19 protein-coding genes and 1 other RNA gene are annotated in these 19,673 nt (G+C 54.0%); 6 read left to right on the plus strand and 14 right to left on the minus strand.

Translation table 11 applies throughout. The annotated features are described in order from the left end of the window. Positions 1–5 precede the first annotated feature (5 nt). The 4 genes from IKP20_06030 to IKP20_06045 form a co-directional block, all read right to left on the minus strand. Positions 6–1,457 (minus strand): replication factor C large subunit, encoded by a 1,452-nt coding sequence (locus IKP20_06030; protein ID MBR4504512.1) that lies wholly within the window; start codon positions 1,455–1,457, stop codon positions 6–8. Positions 1,458–2,045: 588 nt separating this feature from the next. Beyond that, positions 2,046–2,762 carry an ATP-binding cassette domain-containing protein gene (locus IKP20_06035; GenBank protein ID MBR4504513.1) on the minus strand — a complete coding sequence of 239 codons (717 nt, stop codon included), beginning with the start codon at positions 2,760–2,762 and terminating at the stop codon, positions 2,046–2,048. A gap of 98 nt (positions 2,763–2,860) precedes the next feature. Beyond that, positions 2,861–4,492 (minus strand): sodium:solute symporter family protein, encoded by a 1,632-nt coding sequence (locus IKP20_06040; protein MBR4504514.1) that lies wholly within the window; start codon positions 4,490–4,492, stop codon positions 2,861–2,863. 233 nt (positions 4,493–4,725) lie between these two features. Continuing rightward, positions 4,726–5,826, minus strand: a complete 1,101-nt coding sequence (locus IKP20_06045; GenBank protein ID MBR4504515.1) for a tyrosine--tRNA ligase — start codon at positions 5,824–5,826, stop codon at positions 4,726–4,728. A gap of 91 nt (positions 5,827–5,917) precedes the next feature. Between IKP20_06045 and IKP20_06050 the strand changes: the two genes are divergently transcribed. Next, positions 5,918–6,232 carry a hypothetical protein gene (locus IKP20_06050; GenBank protein ID MBR4504516.1) on the plus strand — a complete coding sequence of 105 codons (315 nt, stop codon included), beginning with the start codon at positions 5,918–5,920 and terminating at the stop codon, positions 6,230–6,232. Between the two features lie 39 nt (positions 6,233–6,271). On the opposite strand, the gene IKP20_06055 is transcribed toward IKP20_06050, so the two are convergent. Beyond that, a complete protein-coding gene (locus IKP20_06055) occupies positions 6,272–7,717 on the minus strand; it encodes a methyltransferase domain-containing protein (GenBank protein MBR4504517.1) in 1,446 nt (481 codons plus the stop codon). 366 nt (positions 7,718–8,083) lie between these two features. Here IKP20_06055 and IKP20_06060 point away from each other — a divergent pair, with 366 nt between their 5' ends. The 4 genes from IKP20_06060 (at position 8,084) to ffs (ending at position 11,873) form a co-directional block, all read left to right on the plus strand. Further along, positions 8,084–9,424 (plus strand): hypothetical protein, encoded by a 1,341-nt coding sequence (locus IKP20_06060; protein ID MBR4504518.1) that lies wholly within the window; start codon positions 8,084–8,086, stop codon positions 9,422–9,424. A 55-nt stretch (positions 9,425–9,479) separates the two neighbouring features. Next, the gene (locus IKP20_06065; GenBank protein MBR4504519.1) at positions 9,480–10,637 is read left to right on the plus strand and encodes an iron ABC transporter permease; all 1,158 of its coding nucleotides are present in this window, start codon (positions 9,480–9,482) and stop codon (positions 10,635–10,637) included. Positions 10,638–10,639: 2 nt separating this feature from the next. Then, positions 10,640–11,473 (plus strand): ABC transporter ATP-binding protein, encoded by an 834-nt coding sequence (locus IKP20_06070; GenBank protein MBR4504520.1) that lies wholly within the window; start codon positions 10,640–10,642, stop codon positions 11,471–11,473. Between the two features lie 93 nt (positions 11,474–11,566). Further along, an RNA gene (gene ffs / locus IKP20_06075) (signal recognition particle sRNA) lies at positions 11,567–11,873 on the plus strand. Between the two features lie 7 nt (positions 11,874–11,880). Here the strand turns inward: ffs and IKP20_06080 are convergent. Genes IKP20_06080 through IKP20_06105 form a run of 6 tightly spaced genes read right to left on the minus strand, consistent with a single transcriptional unit; the run spans position 11,881 to position 17,810 of the window. Next, complete coding sequence (locus IKP20_06080) at positions 11,881–12,384, minus strand: sel1 repeat family protein (protein MBR4504521.1); 504 nt, start codon at positions 12,382–12,384, stop codon at positions 11,881–11,883. Beyond that, complete coding sequence (locus IKP20_06085; GenBank protein MBR4504522.1) at positions 12,381–13,364, minus strand: methanogenesis marker 2 protein; 984 nt, start codon at positions 13,362–13,364, stop codon at positions 12,381–12,383. Before IKP20_06085 ends, IKP20_06080 begins: the two co-directional genes overlap by 4 nt. After that, positions 13,365–14,342: a magnesium transporter CorA family protein gene (locus tag IKP20_06090; GenBank protein MBR4504523.1), complete on the minus strand. Its 978-nt coding sequence runs from the start codon at positions 14,340–14,342 to the stop codon at positions 13,365–13,367. Positions 14,343–14,357: 15 nt separating this feature from the next. Then, positions 14,358–15,950 (minus strand): site-2 protease family protein, encoded by a 1,593-nt coding sequence (locus tag IKP20_06095; protein MBR4504524.1) that lies wholly within the window; start codon positions 15,948–15,950, stop codon positions 14,358–14,360. Positions 15,951–15,985: 35 nt separating this feature from the next. After that, positions 15,986–16,651: a DUF115 domain-containing protein gene (locus IKP20_06100; protein ID MBR4504525.1), complete on the minus strand. Its 666-nt coding sequence runs from the start codon at positions 16,649–16,651 to the stop codon at positions 15,986–15,988. Next, positions 16,638–17,810, minus strand: coding sequence for a DUF373 family protein (locus IKP20_06105; GenBank protein MBR4504526.1), 1,173 nt, complete (start codon positions 17,808–17,810; stop codon positions 16,638–16,640). Before IKP20_06105 ends, IKP20_06100 begins: the two co-directional genes overlap by 14 nt. Positions 17,811–17,905: 95 nt before the next feature. Between IKP20_06105 and IKP20_06110 the strand changes: the two genes are divergently transcribed. After that, the gene (locus IKP20_06110) at positions 17,906–18,547 is read left to right on the plus strand and encodes an MBL fold metallo-hydrolase (protein MBR4504527.1); all 642 of its coding nucleotides are present in this window, start codon (positions 17,906–17,908) and stop codon (positions 18,545–18,547) included. A 34-nt stretch (positions 18,548–18,581) separates the two neighbouring features. Here the strand turns inward: IKP20_06110 and IKP20_06115 are convergent, their stop codons facing one another. The 3 genes from IKP20_06115 to IKP20_06125 are packed head-to-tail and all read right to left on the minus strand — an operon-like array spanning position 18,582 to position 19,671. Further along, the gene (locus IKP20_06115) at positions 18,582–19,238 is read right to left on the minus strand and encodes a translation initiation factor IF-6 (protein ID MBR4504528.1); all 657 of its coding nucleotides are present in this window, start codon (positions 19,236–19,238) and stop codon (positions 18,582–18,584) included. Between the two features lie 8 nt (positions 19,239–19,246). Continuing rightward, positions 19,247–19,510, minus strand: coding sequence for a 50S ribosomal protein L31e (locus tag IKP20_06120; protein ID MBR4504529.1), 264 nt, complete (start codon positions 19,508–19,510; stop codon positions 19,247–19,249). Positions 19,511–19,515: 5 nt separating this feature from the next. Next, positions 19,516–19,671 carry a 50S ribosomal protein L39e gene (locus IKP20_06125; GenBank protein MBR4504530.1) on the minus strand — a complete coding sequence of 52 codons (156 nt, stop codon included), beginning with the start codon at positions 19,669–19,671 and terminating at the stop codon, positions 19,516–19,518. Positions 19,672–19,673: the final 2 nt, after the last annotated feature.

The raw sequence follows: 19,673 nt of genomic DNA on the forward strand, positions 1-19,673 counted from the left end.
ATGCCTCAGAAATCGAAGATTGAGCGCTGGCTCTTTTTGGGCGGGTCGGCCTCCGGTTCGGGCTTCTTCTTCGCTGCCTTAGGGGAAAGATCCACAGCCGGAGCAGGCGGCTTCGTCTCAGCGGGAGGCGCGACGAACGCAGGTTGTTTGGGGGTCTCGGATGGTTTCGCCATCTGCGACGATATCCTCCTTGACTCGGCCCTCTCCGCGACCTCCTTGAACATGCTTTTTATGGCCGAGGAATCCGCCTTCGCATCCATCAGGAAAGCCATCTCCTCTGGTTCCAGCCCCAAAGCCTCAGCCAGCGGGACTCTGATCTCTGGGTCGTTCGCCATGATCGCCTTGATGTATGGGAGCATATCCGACGCGGCGCGCTTCGTGGAGGTATGGTAAGTCACCGCAATCTTTTGGACTACGGCCTTCTTCATCGCACGGACGGACTTGGACTTCGACATCTTGGAGAGATACATCGGGAAGCGTATCCTTTCCCTGGAGCCTCTGTCCGTCATCCTGGCGTTGGCTACCCCCATGCTCATCATATCCCCGGCATAGGACCAGAAGCGGTAGTATTGGCGCCTTACGACCCTGGAAAGATACAGGTCTGCGCGTGTCAGAGCCTCATATCCGCGGACGAGATCGCCGGTATCGGGATACTCGAAAGGTAGATTCTCATCGACCCAGATCTCCACGTCTTTAGGCTCGGCATCGACATCCAGCATGACTCTGCGGGCAGCTCCTGGATCGTTCCTGCGGAATATGGCTGTCATTAGGTCGTACATATCCTTGCGGGAGTCGCGCTGGGAAAGGCCCAACGACATCTCCTCTGTCACGGTATCCGCGCCCAACGCAAGGGACTGCAGGTTTCTGATCGCCGCGCGCATGTCACCTGAGGCGTTGGCCACGATATTCTCCATTGCGGCCGGCTCCACCTTGATGCCTTCGGCTTCCGCAATTTTTCCGAGAGCCTTCGCCATGGACGAAGCTGTAGATCTCTTGAACGTAATCTGAAGCGTCCCGTTCTTGATTGCGCTGCTCTTTCTGCTGAGCTCGTAGAAATCGTTGACGATGAGGATGACCGGCTGCTTGGTCGACTTGATGAGATCGTTGACTGAAGACAAAGCCCCCCTATCAGAGTTCCCGAAGAAATTGTCGGCTTCGTCCAATATTATGAGCTTCCTTTTGCCCTCGGAAACTGGCATATAGCTGCCGTCCTCGCCGAAGGTGTTGAATTGGGAGCCGCGCAGAGCTATCTGCTCTATGTCTTTCCCGGTGCGCTGGTCGGAGGCGTTCATCTCCACGACATCCCAGCCCATCTCCTCCGCGAGAGCCAAAGCCGAGGTGGTCTTCCCTATCCCCGGCGATCCCATCAGGACTACCGCACGGAATTTGGGAATGCCTGTTTCCCACTGCTTCGCCCATTGCCTCAGAGAATTGACCGCAGAGGGATTTCCGATCACTCCGTCGAGAGTGTGAGGGCGGTATTTCTCGGTCCAATCGCTCATTTGTAAGGCCCCTCATGATGACGATCCTGAATATGTCGACCGCCTGATAGATGTAAAGGCCGACGTTCAGCAGGACCATAATAAGGCTGTTCCCCGCCGAGAGGATGATGTACCAATATATGGCGGTCATCGACAGGAACATTCCTCCCCTTATCCATTCCTTCATGATGAGATGTCCCAGCCCCAGTATCGGAATGAAACCGGCGATGAGCGCGGTGAACATAGCGATGGCCCCATACTTTCCGAATCCGATTCTGATCGGGGCGGCCGTAGGAAGCTTGGCGCCGCATTTGCCGCAGTAAAGCTCTCCGATCCCGGTCTCCGCGCCGCAGCTGGGGCAAAAGCTGGCCTGACCGCCGTCGTCATTGATGGGATACGCCTTCGATTTCAGGCATCCGCACTTGTAGCAGAAATCAGAATCGCCTGGTATCTCGCTTCCGCATTCAGAGCATATGTATCTCATTCGGTTCCTCCGGCCAATCTCATCGAGTACAATCCGTCATGGAAACCAACCTTTATATTGTCTCCATATAGCTCGGAGATCTAAGCGTCGGTGAGGAGATCTTCTTTCCTTCCGTCGCAGAAGACCTCGCCGTCTTTGATCATTATGATGCGGCCCATGGATTCTGGGATGTCGGTAAGGTCATGGGTGATCATCGCTATGCTAACCCCTCTGGCCATGAGGATGTCGAACATCGCGCGGAACTTCGATTTCATCACGATGTCAAGGCCGGTCATGGGCTCATCCAGCACAAGAAGGTCTGGCGAAGTGGCCATTGCCCTGGCGATCAGGACGCGCCTCATCTCTCCCAAAGACAGGTTCTCGATTGCCCTGTCCAGAACGTCCTCCACGCCCATCATCACCGCCGCCGACCTGGCAGCCGAAGCCATCTCCGGGGTGACCTGCATGTTGCGGAAGATATCCATGCTGCTGAAGAACCCTGAGCAGATGACCTCGAACGAAGTTGTGTCCGGACGGAATCTGTTCTGAAGATCCATTGACACCACGCCCATCTTGCCGCGTATATCGAAGATATTCCAGCGGTCCCTGCCGAATATCCTTATTCTGCCTGGTTTGTCCTCGTCATAGTACGGGAGTATGTCCCCGCGGAGAAGCTTGATCAATGTCGTCTTTCCGGAACCGTTGGGGCCGATGACCGCGACATTCTCGCCTTTGCGGATGGTCATGGTCACGTTTTTGAGTATGTACTTGCCGTCCCTTCTCACGGAAACGTTCTCAAGCTCCAGCGCGGATTCCATGGATGCCCATCGCCAAGCCGTACTTAGTTTGTTCCTTTTGGGATGGGAAAGCCTATGGGAAAACCGAAAATGAAGGGGGCGCTAACCCCCGTTTTGGCTCAGGTTGATAGCCGCTCTTTCTTCGTCATCATAACCATGATGGCCATGGTCAGAATCGACACCGGCAGAGCGATCACCAGCGGATCGACGTAAGCGATCATATTGTCGGGCATGAGCACCGCCTGCCCGGTGAGCATCTTGCAGATCGGAAGGAATATGCTCATTCCGCTGTTCACGAAGAGCGCGAGGAACACATAGCTGACCGTGCCGACGGTGATGCTGGCCAATGCGGCCTTCTTGCTGGGATTCTTGGAGTATACCGCGTGGAAATAAGCCGGAAGCAGCGCCGCGGCCGTCATCCCCATGAAGAGGGAGGTTGCCTTGGCAATGATGTCCTTGGGCATCACGTAGCAATACACGACGACGATGACCATCATGACGGCGATGACTATGCGGCTGATGCGCACAGAGGATTCGTGGGTCTCCTTGCCCTGCCTCTTCGACCTTATGATTTCGTACAGATCGTACCCTCCGGCGGCACCGATGGTGTGCATCAGGGCGCTGATGGTGGATATCGAAGCGCAAATCAGGGACAGGAGGAACAGGGAGACGAAGATGTCGCCGTAGGTGGTTCCTGAGAATATCTCGAGGATGTACTGCGGGATGATGAAATCCGTCCCCAATCCGAGCCCGCTGATGTATTGGAACGAAGTGAGCCCGTATTGGTCGTCGAAATATCCGTTGCTGAGGGATCCGACGGTGTATGCGGAACCGACGATCACGAACATGAAGATGGATCCGATGATCAGTGATTTGTTCAGGTCTCTGTCGCTCTTGGCGGACATGAACCTGACCACGAGCTGGGGCTGGGTGAGCGCACCTATGCCGACTCCCATCAGGAACGAGGTGACCACAGTGAGCCACTCTTTGGATCCGAACTCTGCGCTGGACGTCCATCCGCGGAACCCATCCAGCACGCCCAGATTGGTCTCGCCTATCTTCTCGTCCCAAAGGTTGGTGAGCTGCTCCGAGCCTGCTCCGAAGCCTCCGAAGTAAACGATGGTGACGACGAATATCGCGACCATTCCTACGAACATGATCGCGGCCTGGAACGCGTCGTTGTACATGACGGCGATTATCCCTCCGTAGACGACATAGACGGCCACGATGAGCGAGAGAGCAAGCAGAATGTAGTTGTAATAATCGGTGAGGCCGGTGATGACCGCCAGGGAATTGACCCCGCCCTTGAGGACCGCGGCGGTGTAAATGGGCATCATCACGAAGATGACGATCGCGGTGAAAGCGCGGATCCCTTTGGAATCGTAGGCTTTCCCGAGAAGGTCCGCGAAGGTGGACGCCCCAAGCTTCTTGCCCAGGCGCCTGGTCCTCCTTCCGAACACGAGGAACGCCACGATCAGACCGACGGCCAGATTCAGGAAGCAGAGCCACATCAGAGTCATTCCGTGGACCGCGGACTGGCCGCCGAATCCGATGACCGCGGATGCGCTGAGGAAAGTTGCTCCGTAGGAAAGCGCTATGACGATCGGCCCGGTCTTCCCCCTTCCCAGAAGGAACTCGTTCTGATCGTTCTTTGTATTCTTATAGCCGTACCAGCCCAGAAGGACGGTTATGATGACGAAAACGACCGTCATCGCTCCGAAGAGAGTCAGATTGACGCCTTCAACTGCCATCCTCTTCATCCTCCTCCGCGGATCCGCCTTTCATATAGCCGTATATGCAGCAAAATACGACGCACGCAAAGCAGCCGATATAGGCCATCCAGATCCATGGGTCGGGTATTCCTAACAGAGTCATTTGATTCACCGTGTTGCGTGCTAACAATTGTCACGCTTAACAGCCAATAGGCGATTCCATATATAATAGTTGCAGAAAAGGCGATAAGAAGTTTGGGAGGGGAGACCCCTCAGATCTCCCTTCCGATGGCTTCGCAGAACTTCCTGTAATTGCCCGGGTTCCTCTCGAAATACTCGCGGGAACCGGCGAGGCTGTCGGATATGCCTTTCGCCACGGCATGCTTGAGGTCGTTGGGGTGGAGGCCGTTCTGGTAGGCCTTCTCGAGCTCCTCGTAGCTGGCGACCTCGAAGGATCCGCCGTATTTCTCCGGCCTCTCGATCCTGAGCTTGGCGCCGTTCGAGAAGAGGAGCAGCCTGGCGATCTCCAAGACCGGGTTGCCGGTGGTGGCTTCTCCGCCTTCCTCGGTCTTGTCCACCTTGATGACGGAATTGTCGTATTCTCCCGGCATCGGGCAGAAGGCTCCGCGGAGCTTCTTCTCTATGTCCTCTGGCTTATCGTGGATGAGAATTCCGGAATCCGGCTTGGATTTGGACATCTTTGATGCGGCCGGATCCATGCGGTTCATCGCTTTGAGTCCGGGGACAAGCGGGGTGTGTATAGCAACAGGAGCTTTCCATCCGCATTTCTTGGCGACGTCGCGGGCGAGCATATGCGCCCTCCTCTGATCCAATCCGCCGTATCCGATGTCTATGTCCATCTTGAAAATGTCGGCTGGCTGCATGAGAGGATAGAGCATCATGGAGGTCTTGACCTCGTCGTTGTCCGCTTTGCGTCCCATGATGGTCATGGCGCGCTTGACTCTGGCGATGGAAGTCTCGCTGCCGATTTTGATGACGGTCGCCCAGTAATCGTTGTCGAGAATCTCGGATGCCATGACGAAGTTTACTTTATCCCTGGGGATGCCGAGGGATTCGAAGCTGTCCTTCATGTATTCGGCGCAGAGCTGGATGGTTTCGAGCGAGCCTCCGAGCTTCCCGTTGATCTGGGCGTGCCAATCGGCGAAGAAGATTATGACCTCCAATCCCGCCTCGATATAATCCCTGATTTTATTGGCTACGAGCATCCACCCGAAGTGGCAGAGGCCGGATGGTTCGAACCCGATGTACAGCCTTGGGTGCTCCTTCTCGGCGAGCAGCTTTTTCAGGGACTCCTCGTCGACGACTTCGAGCGTGTTCCTCGTGATGAGGTTGAATCTTTCTTCGATGTCCATGCCCACACGCATGCGGAAACGGTATAAAAACTGCCCGAAATCGCTGGCAAATTTCTTATTCAACGCTGGCGTTTACCCTTCGGGGGATAATATGGCCGTCGGCAAGGCGACTCTCCAAGTCAACGAGGAAATGGATAAGCTCTTCCGCATGCTCAGCATGATCCGCATGATAGAGGCGAACCAGCCGATAGGGATCATCAAACTGTCGGAGGCGCTGGATCAGCCCCGCCATAAAGTGAGATATCTCCTGCGCCTTCTGGAAAAGGACGGTGTCATCGCCCCTTCCTCCAACGGATGCGTCCTCAAGCCCGGATACGAGGAATATGTCAGAGACCAGCTGTCCGAATTGGGCAAGCTCAGAGACAGGATCGACGAGATCGAAGCGGCTTTTGACGACAATCTCTGAATCTTCTGCGCTTCTGCTGGATGGGCTAGCCGGACCCTCTCATCCTTTGCATGCTCTGATTGCGAATCCCTTGGATGATATTCTATCCGCGCTCGGGGGCAGGGTCGGATCCTTGAACGGCTTCGCGGATGCCGGCATGCCCAAACGAGCAAGAACCTCCAGATCCCATTGCGGTCTCATCTCCTCGGTCAGAGGGAGGCGGGACATGATATCCTCCGTGATGGAAGTGCCTCCGAAACCAAGATCGCGGCGGACGTACATGGGCATATCTTCGGCGGATATCCCGCTCAGCTCTTTCTTCCATTGGCCGTCTGTGACTAGAAGAACCCCGCCTTTCCTCAGCACGCGGCAGGCTTCCCTATAAGCTCCCTCTGGATTGTGCAGACACCAAACGGCATTGCGCATGACGACGGCGTCGAATGTCCCGCTATCGAAGGGCAGATCGGCAGCATCGCCGACTTGCATGATCCCTTCCGGCGAATTGAGCCGGGCCAATTCTATGGCAAGCCTGTTCGAATCGATGCCGATCGCTTCATACCCTGCTCTGCGAAGGGCCTCAGTAACAGCGCCTCCTCCGCATCCGACATCAAGGACCTTAGACCCTTCCGGCAGCCCCAGGGAGCGGACATATGCTTCGGCAGACCCGTTTTCCAGCGCCATCGCCGAATGCGCGCTCATGCATCCTGAAATCCCGCCCCAATACTCGTCCAAGAATACTCTGTCATACTCTTCTGGCGATGGTTTGCGGGCTGAGACCGAGAAATATTCCATCAGCTGGTATGTGCTCTTGGAATTCGGCTTTTTAAGGGAGGGGATCTCATCGTTTGCTGCAATGTCGACGAAACGCAGCTTCTTGAGGACGTTGGCATCCCATTTCGGGCGGTCGGTGCCGGCCATGGGGCGGGTCTCCCAGTATTCGGCTCTGATGTGGAAATCATCGCGGTCATCATCGTGGAGCCTGCCATCCAATATGTCCTGGCGCATAAGACGGAGGTAATCCAACCCAATAGATTCGTCGAACTGGTTGCGATAGTAGTTCGCGTCTACAACCAGGATAACGCCGTTCGGAGCGAGAACTCTGCGCCACTCTCTGTAACAGACTTCCAAATCCGGAAGCGTCCAAGTGACGTTGCGATTGACTATCAGATCGAAGGTATCGTCAGGGAAATCCAGATCATCCGCGCTCATCAGACGGAACTCCGCCTTGACGCCCTGCTGCCTGGCGTTGTCCCTGGCAGCTTCGACCATCGCTTCCGTCGCATCTATCCCGATGCAATCATGGCCGGCCCTGTTCAGAATGACCGTGAAAAATCCTGGGCCGGTTCCGATGTCCAAAACCTTGAGGCGATCTTTTTTGGGGGCGAAAGAAAGCAGGTATCCCAGCCACATCTCTTCCTCCTCATTCTGAAATGAATCTTGGATGTGTTTCTTATATCCCTTCGCGGAACGGGTCCAGTAGTCTATCGTGATCTCCTCGGCGTCCATGCTTGCACCTGATAATAGGATTACTATGACAACTAAAATAAAATGCTGTTGACAACACTAAAATAACAATTAAATGAAAAAAGCATACGCTACATATCAAATTTAGAATTACTTATAGTAATTTAAAAGATATTATCAATTGAATACATCTAAATAATTTGATATTTATATTTTTCTTAGTACTATTGTAAGGAGAAGTATTTATAAAATCAAATAGTTAAGATACTGGATAGTATATCCAGTGATATCATGAACGGTAAAACGATAGCTATTATCTGCGCGATCGTAGTGATCGTCGTAGCAATAGCTGCCGCAGCTTTGCTCCTGAATGGAGACTCAAAAAGCGGTGGCGGAGACAAATACACTGTGGGAGAGGACGTAAAAGCCGATCCCCTTTATGAGAAATTTGATGTTGAAAACGTAGAGAACCTCGTTTTCGGCAATGCTAACAACGATGGCTACCTTAACAACGAAGATCTGACCCTCCTCAAACAGTTTGTCGCTGGAACCAAAACTTGGAGCATCGATGCTAACCCGCTCGCCGATACCAACGCAGATGGAAAGGTGACGCAAGAAGATGTGGATATGCTCCAGAGAATGCTCAACGCCACTTCCAGCACCGAGCAATTCGAAGTTAAATACCTCAACTATTACAAGCGCGTTGCGACATCTCTCTTCCCCCTGAGAGGCAACATTACTGTCCAGTACAACACTGGATACGATGTTGCGGTTGTCCTCGGCGTTCTTGACGATGTCGTCGGAACTGGACATGGCGGAGAGAACCACATAAAAGGACTCAGCGAGACCCTTTATCCCGGCCTCAAGAGTCACCTCACCTACATCGACAACGATGCCGGAGACTTCGACGCAGAGAAAATCCTCGCTACCAAGACCAAGATTGTTCTCGGTGACCCCTATGGAACCACAGACGAATTCGCCAGCGAGATGAAGAAGCTGGACTCAACCTGTACTGTTCTTAACTTGCCTCTAAACAGATACCTGAACGGCGTCGACTACACACAGACAATCATTACAATGGGAGTCCTCATGGGGCTTCAGGCTAACACAGCAAAATACGTCGAATATATCAAAGACATCAACACCTCCATTGATAATGCCATAAAGAATGCTCACGCGTCCTCTAAAACGTATGTCATCTCTTTCCAGCCCTCATCCGCCACAAACATCGATCTGGACTGTGTGAACACGATGGCAATGCAGTACAACGACGTCATGAACATGGAAAAGCTCCCCGTTACCTACGCGCTTCCCCCTGTGACCAGGTACTACGGCGGAATGTACACCGGACTTGAAGCGGAATATCTCGCTACCAAGAACCCTGAATTCGTCATTTTGGAGCACTATGGCATCGCAGGAAGCGACACGAGCCTCGAAGATTTCAAGAAAAAAGTCTCGCCTGTAGTCGACTATTTCAGCGTCACCAACGCTTACATGAACGACAAGATTATCGTCATGCCGTTCGAGCTTATAGGCGGCATTCACGGGCTTGCAACCATATGCTACATCGGATACCTCATGTGGGGCGACGATTACTTCCCCGAAGAGGATGCGATGAACAAGGTGAACTACTACTTCCAGAACTTCACCAACATGGGCAAAGACATCGACATGTCTGCCGACTACCACTACCTCCCGATAAAGTGCGGTGAGAACCAGAAGCTCAACGACTACACTCCCGGCGCTTGAGATCAATTGATGGCCCCTTCGGGGTGCCATCCCCTTCTTTCAAAGTGGTGCTGAAATGACATATTATGAGGATACCACGAAGGACCCGATGCTCAGCTCTAAAGTGATAGATCTGGTTGACACATGGGACGAAGGTATCGAAAGCACGGATGCTCAATTCAAGAGCACGCTGAAGCAATATAACAAGCTGATAAAATACAAGTATCTGTTCATCGCCATCTGTGTCGCGATCATTTTCATAGTCGCGGGTTATTCCATTTCTCTTGGCGCATACGACATCTCTTTCTGGGACACATACGATTACCTTTGGAGACACATCACGGGTTCGATAGGCGATTCCGCTGAGGACATGGCGAAAGACCGCATAATATGGGACTACAGGCTCCCGCGCATAATATTCGCTATAGCAGGCGGTGCGGCGCTTGCAGTTGTCGGTGCCGTGATGCAGAGCATTCTGAAGAATCCTTTGGCGGATTCTTATACAACCGGAGTCTCCTCTGGGGCTGGCTTTGGAGCTGCCTTCGCCATCTCCTTAGGCCTCACGATGGGAAACTCCTGGATCCTCATAATTTTCGCGTTCTGCTTCGCGCTTATCCCCACTATGGTGATCATAGCGGTCTCGAGGCTTTCCAATGCGGCTCCGACCACCATGATAATGGCCGGGATAGGCATCATGTACGTGTTCAACGCTGCGACTTCCGTCCTCATGCTTTGGTCGGATCCCAACGCGATGAAAGATATCTACGCCTGGCAGATAGGATCTCTCAGCAACAAAGGGGTCACGATAGACAACGTCCCATTGGTGCTGATCTGCAGCATAGTAGGCGTGTTCATCCTTTGGCTGAGCTCCGGAAAGATAAACGTTCTTGCTACAGGCGACGAAAGCTCCAAAGCCCTTGGGATAGACGCTGACAAGCTCAGGATAATCCTTCTGCTGATCTCAGGCGTCCTCGCCTCTGCCATCGTCAGTTTCGTCGGATTGGTGGGATTCGTTGGGCTGGTGACGCCGCACATATGCCGCATATTCATCGGAGCGGACAACAAATACCTCATCCCAGCCTCCGCCATATCCGGAGGGATGATAATGCTGTGCGCGGATCAGATAGGAAGAAGCTTGATATCGACCCCGTTGCCGGTCGGTGTTGTCATGGCATTCATCGGCGGACCTGTGTTCCTCTGGCTCATACTCAGAAGAAGCGAGAAGGTGTGGTGAGAATGACCAAAATAGAGCTCAAAGACGTATCGTTCGGATACAGCAATGATAAGATCGTTCTCAGAGATGTGAATCTTCTTCTGGAGGAGCCGGGACTTTACTGCATAGTCGGGCCTAACGGAGTTGGGAAGTCCACCATAGTCAAATGTCTCAACAAGATCAATATCCCGCAGAAAGGAAAGATCTTCGTAGACGACGTGGACATATCCACGATGCATTTCAAAGAACTGGCCAAGAAAATCGGCTACGTTCCCGTCTTCTCTCAGGACGCATTCTCGATGAGCGTAGTAGATACGATAATGGTCGGGAGATACAACCATAACAAAGACTGCACCAGAGAAGAGAACCTCAAGAAAGTCTACGAAGCCATGAAGCTCCTGCATGTCGAAGGCTTGGCATACAAGAAATTCAACCAGATCTCCGCGGGGCAGCACCAAAAAGTTGCCATCGCCAGAGGAATCGTCCAAGAGACCCCGGTCCTTATTCTTGACGAGCCGACAGCCAACTTGGACGTCAAATATCAGGTCTATGTGATGGAGATGCTCAGAGCCATCGCAGAGAAACGTGATATGATTGTGCTCACCATCAGCCACGATCTGAACATAACCGCAAAGTATGCGCATAAAGTGATAATGCTGGCCAGACCGGGAGTCATCCATGCAGTAGGGTCCCCAGAGGAAGTCCTCACAGCGGAGAACATAACCGAGGTCTATGGCGTCAACTGCCGCGTAATCGAAGACGATACAGACACGCCCAATGACAATATCCCCACTTCCAAGATCAAAGTCCCTCACATAATACTGGGAGAGGCATTGATCGTCGATGGCGAGGAATGAAACCATTCGCACGGACTGGTTCCGTGCATTTTCCTTATCCTCCGCATATAGAAACAAAAAGAAAGCTATTTTAAACAGACTGCTATACGGTATTGTCTGGCTTGGCCGGGGCGCTTGGCGTGCCCTACACCCGAAATCGTCAATACGCGGGGGCGACAGCAGGGGACGGCCCCGCTGAACCATCAAGCCCATCGAGTGACAATGATATCTTGTCCTGTAGAGTCGGAGTAAGCGTGGAAGACGGTCGGAGGGTCGTTGTTCGCGCCTTATCGGGGGAACCGGGTCAGGTCCTGACGGGAGCAGCCTTACCTTGAGCGGCTGACGTTTACGGGAAAGCAGGGTTGAGAAGCGGAATGGCAAACTTGGTGCGGGATGAGGAGTCAACCTCTGTGGCCAGGCTCTCTATTTCATTCTAAGCGCTTAAGAGCCTCGGCGGCGATTTTCAGACCCTGATCGGCCGCTTTGGAGTACCAAAAGATCGCATCCCCATCGACCGTACCGTTCTCGCATAGCTCGGCGTAACTTAGCTGCGCTTGGGCGTGCCCGTTCTCCGCGGCCTTAAGATACATTGCGGCGGCCTTCGCCATAGACTGCGGAACACCGTACCCATTCTCGTACATCTGCCCCAAAGCGTATTGGGCCTCCGGATGTCCTTGATCGGCGGCCTTGGAATACCAATAGACTGCTTTCTCATAGCTCCTGCCGGCCATCGGAGACTTATAATAGCAATATCCCAGCATGTATTGCGCTTCTATGTGGCCGGCCATCGCGGCTTCCTCGAATCTCTCCGCCGCAGCCTTGAATGATTCGGAATCGTCCTCTCCCTCGATCAAAGTCATCCCGGCTTTGAAAGCCTTATCAGCTTTGGCTTCCGATAAGGGAGCGTCGCTTCTGCCGCCGAAAAGCCTCATTCCAAAGGCCTCCCGACAACGCATCCGGTGATGATATCCTCGCGGAAATCGAATACCACTGCGGTCTCATCCCCGTCGGTTATGCGCAGAACGCGAGAAGCATCGACTTTGCCGACGATGGCGCCTTCGCATCCGCATCCTGCGAAAATGGAAATTATCTCCGCAGAGTTTTCGTGGGGGCAGGCGAACACGAAACCGCATCCTTGGTAGGTGAAAGCCCATCTGATGGGATCGACGCCTTCTGGGATCGGTATGCTGCGGATATCGACCGTTCCGCCTCTGGCCGAAGACTCCAGCATCATGCCCAACGTGCCGATGTGCCCGGGGTTGCTCATGTCCTTGCATGCGTGGGCCAGATGCCTCTCGCCAACGATGGCCACGGCTTCCATCTGCGCCCTCACGATCTCATCGGTTTTGTCCATGGTGGTGACGTATGCGTACGGGATGTTGTCCGGATACCATCCGACGGTGTCTATTACGAACACGATGTCGTCGCCCGCCACTGCCGTGCTGCTGAGCAGGATGGCATCCTTGCGGACTATCCCGACGATGGACATGTCGATGGCGTCGTAATCGCAGTCGGGATGCGTGTGGCCTCCGACCACCGGCACCGCGAATTTCCTTATCCCTTCCTGGATCCCGCGGATGATGCCAGACGAATCCCCTCCTCCGCCGAGGGACATGACATCGACCATACCCAACGGCCTTCCGCCCATGGCCGCTATGTCGTTGACGTTGACGAGGACGGAGAAATAGCCGGCCATATACGGATCGGATTCCATAAGGGACTGCATGATCCCGTCGGCCGCGAAAAGGATGTATTGGTCGCCGACATCCAGCGCCGCGGCATCCTCGCCTTCCGCCGCGAATACGTGAGGGAATCCGGCGGTGGGAAGGAGATCCACTACGTCGCGTATCTTCCTCTTCCTCGTGACGCCTGGGAAAGATCTTATCGCATCGGCCATTTCTTTGACGGACATTCATAACCACCCTGAGCGAGATCGCACTTTCTTCTTTTTCCAAAGGTTTCCTGTGCGCAGGAACACCGCCGCGATAAGGCACCCGATTATCATGACCACCACGATCAGCTTCCACATGTCGTAGTAATCGGCCAATGGAAGCCTGACGTTCATGCCGAAGAAGCTGGCTATGATCGTCGGTATCGACATTATGAGAGTGATGATCGTGAGGGACTTCATGACGGTGGACAGGGAATTGTTCATGTCCGCCTCCACCAGCTGGCGGGTACCTTTGACGATCTGGCTGTAGGTGTCGGTCATCTCCAGAGCCTGGTTCATCTCGATTATCACGTCGTCCAGCAGGTCCTTGTCCTCCTCGCTGGAGACGAAACGTGATTGTCTTGCCAGCCTTCCGACGACGGTCGAATTGACCGACAGAGACGTCTTGAAGTATACCAGGTTGGATTCCAGCTCGTGCAGCTCGAAAAGATCGTCCCTCTCGGTTTTGACGCGGATCGACCTTTCCATCGCGAGCCTTCTGGACTCGATGTACTTGAGATCGGTCTGATAGTCCTGCGCAATCTTGTAAAGCATCTGCAGGACGAAGCGGGGCCTGTTCGCTATGTTGACCGGCCCGTGGACGCTGACCTTATTCTTGATGAGGCCGCCCATCCCCAGCGTCTCCACCAGGGATACGGTGACGATGGCGGTATCTGTGATCGCTATGGCCAGGGGGAACGTGGTGTATTCCAATTTGTCGTTCCTCCATTCCTGCGCGGGGACGTCTATGACTATGAGGGTGTAGTCTATGTCGACCTCAGCCCTCGACCCTTCCTCGTCGTCGAGAGCCGCCGTGAGAACCTCCACATCTATGCCCAGAGCGTTCTGGATTTTAGCAATCTCTTCCTTTGAAGGATTGGTCATCTTTATCCATACATCCTCGCCGATATCGCTCACCTCCACCGGCCCCATATCTCCCATGGCATAGATGCTAAGCATTTCCTCCCTCCTTGATCAGATGATGAGCGAGATTATCAGCAACAAGAACATCAGCAGCACGACGTTGGATACCGCGGATGCAATGTTCCCTCCGGTTTTGCTCCTTTTCTCTTCGTCCCTCACTCCGAGCTTCTCAAGCAGCCAGTCAATCCCGCCGGCAAATATGAATCCTCCGTCGAACGGATACGCGGGAAGGGCGTTGGAGATGGCCAAAAGGATGTCTATCCAAAACAACCAATAGAGAAGCGACAGAATAACCCATCCCACATCGCCCATCGGCATATCATACCACCATCTCATGCTGTCGTTGATGGGGGTCATTCCATCCATAGGGCCGGATAGATAGCTGAAAAACGATTTCACATAGGATATGGCGCTTCCATCAGCAGCCGCGAACGGGTTGGAAGCGATGCTTTTGATATTGTCCGGAGTCGTCAGAGTGAATCCGCCCATGGTCACGGAGACCCCAAGGAACCCATTTCCGGAGGAATCCGAAAGCGCGACTTTATCATGGTAGACGATCTCCGGGGAATCGCCGACCGAAACGGTGGCGATGGTTGCCATGTCCCCTGGCGAAGTGGTCTTCATGAATTCGGAGAACTCTTGCGAAGATCCTATCAGCGTCTCTGAGCCGTTGATCGTAATGGAATAGATGAAATTGCCGTACTGAAGGCCCGCTTTCTCCGCCGGACTGTTTTGGACCACGGTTTTAATGTACGCGCCCATTTGGACGGGGACCTGGGAATCCCTCTCGTCCCCTTCCATTATGTAGCGCAGATAATACCGATGGGTCGGATCGAATTTGTAAGCGCTATCTTCGAATCCGAACGATACCACGTTGTTCAGAGTCGTCGAGGTTATCGGAAGCGTCACATCGGATCCGTCTTCCCTCGCGCCGACTATCAGCGCGGAAAGGGGAACGCCCGAATCCAAGGCAGGGGAATCCTTGTCCATACTGTAGACTCCGGCCTCGTCTCCGTAAGGGGATGCGATAGCGCCGCAGGAGAGGATGACCGCTACGACCGAGATTATCGCGACCACAGTGTTGACGGTTATCCCTGCGGCGTAGATATCCATCTTAGGCCTGCGGGGAGCGGATTCCACCTGCTTCTCGTTGGGTTCCACGAACGCCCCGAGGGGTACCACGCCATAGAGCAGACCTGTCGAATCCACGTCTATCCCGTTGGAACGGGACTGTATCCCATGGGCCATCTCGTGCACGACGACCGCGACGACCAAAGCCGCTATCCCATAGCTCAATGGAAGTATGGGGTTGAAGCCGGGAATCGCCAAAGCGTATTCGATCCCTATGCCCTTGGTCCCGATGCTGGAGGGCAGCGCAAGCATCGCCACGATCAGCATGTACATGATGAGGAAAAGCAGGACTGCCGACGTAAGCTTCGAGAAGAATCCGAACGCCCTCCAAAACCTGTGATAGCGTCCGATGCGGCCCATCCATTCTATGCCCATGTGGGTCTTTATCATGAGCGCTGGGCCGTACTTCTGCAGATGGTACTTCTCTGCTTTCTCCTTATGAGTAAGAACCCACAGATAGATGGGCACATAAATTATGAGAAGAACCAGAAGTACCGCATAAGCCGTGCTCATCTTCTGCCGTTATATCTTCTTGATATAAAGGCATGTCATCGATAGACCAGTTCGATCCCAGAAGGATTCATGCCTTCTATTATCCTCTTGGCCCAGGCCAGTTTTTTGGCTTTGGTCTCGGGATCGGAACCTTCTTTGGGCATCGGATGGGAATAATCGAATCCGGGAAGGAAAATTCTCCTGCATCCGAAATGCCTTGCCAAGCAGACCGCGCGGTCCCCGTCAGTGAACCCGCCGTAATCGTAGGCTATCAGCGTAGGTACGGACTGGGTGGTCAGGACTACCGGCCCTTTGAACAGCCCGGCGTATTTCGCTGCCAGCTCCCGGTTGTCGCCGTGCGCATGCAGGAACGTCACCGCGCCGCGGGAGCTCACCTCCAACTGCGCCGATATGTCGCCGTCCATGTCCGTGACTACGATGTCAGGTGTTATCCCCATGGCCAGCAGACGCCCGACAGACGAACCGGAAGCTATTAGAGTCCCTTTAGTCCCCAGCCTTTCCACGTCTCTCTCCAGCCCCGGGGAATTCCCGAACACGGTGCATTCGGCTCCGATGAGCTCCCCCGCCTCTTCACCAGAAATCAGATCGCAATTCAGAGTCGCCATCTCAAGCACGCGGACGCTTCCCTCGTCGTCTGCGCGAGAATAACCCATGTCGCCGAGGATCTCCTCGTAAACAGGCTCCCATTCAGAGAATAGCATCGGAATCTCTCCCAACCTTCTTGGAGCCTGAGATCTTCCTTCTGCTCTTTCTCTTCTCCTTCCTGCGCTTCTTGACCGTGCGGTTGGTGATTCCGCTGGAGACCAGCCATATAGCCACGCCCAGAACCGCCTCTATCATTCCCAAGGCGATGGTGTCCTGGAAACTGATGTATGTCAGAGCGATGTCGAACATGCCCGTGACGAGGAAGCAGCATGCCGCGAGCGTAACGCAATACATCACGTTGAGAGTGTTGAATCTTTTGGATTCCTGGTAATCCACCACTATTTTACCTGTGAAGTAAAGCATGAGGGCGATGCCGATCGGCCAAGCCATGGATTGGAGGAAGAACGCCAAACTCGCAGTCAAGTTGGGGAAATAAAGCGAGGTCGTGTCAAGATAGGCCCATATGGCCGACATGATAATGGTGAAAGCCGAAAGTATCAGGAAAATCAGCTGGGTAGATTGCTTGAATACGTTGTCGTAGATGTATGTCTTGAATTTGGACGCTTTGTTCCAGACGTCATACCCATAAAGCAAGAGGACCAGACCTATGCTGAAGACGCAGAGGCTCCCGGACATCTTCAGCAGATACGAAGCATCCCCGTCCCCCAGATACATAAGCAGATTGGGTATGATGAAGAACAAAGAGATCAACATCACCAGCATGCCTATGGGCGCGATGAAGCGCTTCCTTTTGCCTGGGTCGGCCAGCATCCTTGATATTATGTAGAAGGAGCCTTCGATGCCCGGAACCTGCCTGATATAGACTTTGCGGACGGAATCGACGCGTGCTCTGGACGATATTATAGGGTAGACATACTCGTCTTCGGCGCCGTCGCCGACCAGAACGATCCCGTCGGGGTTGACACGCTCCAGAATCGATTCGAATTCCTTCACGAGGCGCTCGTCAGATCTGTGGCCGACTGTCTCGTCCCCGCATATGAGCGCGACTTCTGCGTCGCCGCCATCGTCGCGGATTTCCAGGCATACCTTTATCGCGGCATAGAGGGCGTTGGTGTCTGAATCTTCTGGGTCCGCGATACCCAATGCGGCGGCGGCTTCTTTGCACCTGTTGATGCCGACTACGGGCGTTTGGACCTTCCCCTTTCCGCCGAAGTCGTTGTCCCTGTCCACCGCAAGAACCAGAACCTTCCTCATAACAACGCGAATGTGGTTTGGATTATTATTGATAGCGATGGATGCTATCGAACCGGGCGGTAAGAGTTATTAAGGGAACCCAATGATTAGGCCCCATGCGTATCAGATGGCACGGGCATGCCTGCTTTGAGTTGGGGGATGCCGAGCGTACGATAATCATAGACCCGCACGATGGGCGTTCCCTTGGCATAAAGCCTCCGGCGGCATCCGCCGATGTAGTTCTGATGACGCACGACCATTACGATCATAGGGCAGCCTGGATAATCGGCGGGAAACATACCGATATAATGGCCAAAGAAGGCATTTTTGAAGCCAGAGGCATGGAATTTGAGGGCCTGAAGACCTACCACGACACCTCTCAGGGCAGCGAAAGAGGCATCAACATGATGTATCTGTTCGAGATGGAAGGCCTCAGAATCTGCCATTGCGGCGATCTGGGCTGCATCCCGGACGACAGCGTCTTATCCAAGATCAAAGGCGCCGACATATTGATGGTTCCGACCGGCGAGGTCTTCACGATGGTCCTGCCTGAGGTCCGCAGATTCATAGAGATCGTGAACCCCAACATAATAATCCCCATGCATTACAGGGTCGGAGGGCTGACGCTGCCGATCACTCCGCTTGACGATTTCTTGGAGATGATGCCCGAGGATTACGTCGACTATGTCGGCAACGAGATAGACGTCGCCTCCGACGACCTGACTGAAATGAAGGAATGCTGGGTCTTCGACCGCTGAAAAAAGAAAAGGATGGGCCCTTCCGAGCCGATCCTCAGTACAGGACGAGCCCGTCCTCGATTTTCCCCAGCTCGATAGGCGTGGAGTCATCGCCGACGACGGCGCCGTTGGAATTGGCGACAAGCCCGGCCCCGACCATCCGCGAGCCGCGGTTAACCGAAGCTCTGAGAGGTTCCACCTTCAGGACGTCGGCTATGAGAGCCAGATCGTCGTCGGAAGCGTCGGCGTGGCAGACGCATCCCTTGTTGGTGGCGACGCATACGGATCCCACCGTGTCGCATCCCGCGATGGCGGACCTGACGCATTCGACCCCGAGGAAATCTTCCAGCGACCTTACGGTTTCGTCGGAATATCCGGGATGCACGATTGCCCCTTTGTCGTTGACGAGTATGTTGTTTCCCGCGGCGTTGAGGGCTTCTGACAGCTTCATGCAGGGAATCTGCGAAACCATCCTGCTGAACTCATCCTCTTCTACGAGCCCGGTGACCACCGCCCCGTTGGAATTCATTGCGACCAGAGAGCCGACGACGTACGAACCCGAGACCGTCAAAGTCACGGTGCGCACGCCGAGGGCCTCTTCGATGTCCCTCAAGAATTCGGGCGACGAATTCTCGGCGACGAAAGAGAGGCTCTCGTTGGCCGACGCGAACACGCCTATGTTGGGATTGCCGCCGCAGCGCGAGAGCCTCATCATATAGATCACTCGGTAAGGGAAACTTCGACAAGTCCGTCGTCGTATTTGACGGCCTTGACGGTGATCTTGGAAGGGGGGTTGCGAATTCCGTTCTCCCAAAGCTTCTCGTTGACGCTGGCGTCGATCCAAACTTTGTCTTCGCCGGTCTTCATGTGCCTGGCGATGAAAGTCCTGACCTCTTTGACGGCGCGGTTGGTCCTGCGGGTGCGGGGAGCCATCTTGGCCTTCCTCAGAGGGACGACGATCTTCCTCTCGATCTCATCTGCCATTGGAATCACTCCTTAAGTTTGCTCATGCGCCACGACCTTCTCTTGGGGTGGCGGAGGAACTGCCTGTTCGTTCTCATCATGACCCAAGCGGGAACGCGGCGGTTCTGCTTGATCTTCTTGTTAAGCCTTGTCTTCATCGCGGGGGGCTTTGTGCTTGACATGA

The sequence above is a fragment of the Candidatus Methanomethylophilaceae archaeon genome, from assembly GCA_017524805.1.
Taxonomy (GTDB): Archaea; Thermoplasmatota; Thermoplasmata; order Methanomassiliicoccales; family Methanomethylophilaceae; genus Methanoprimaticola.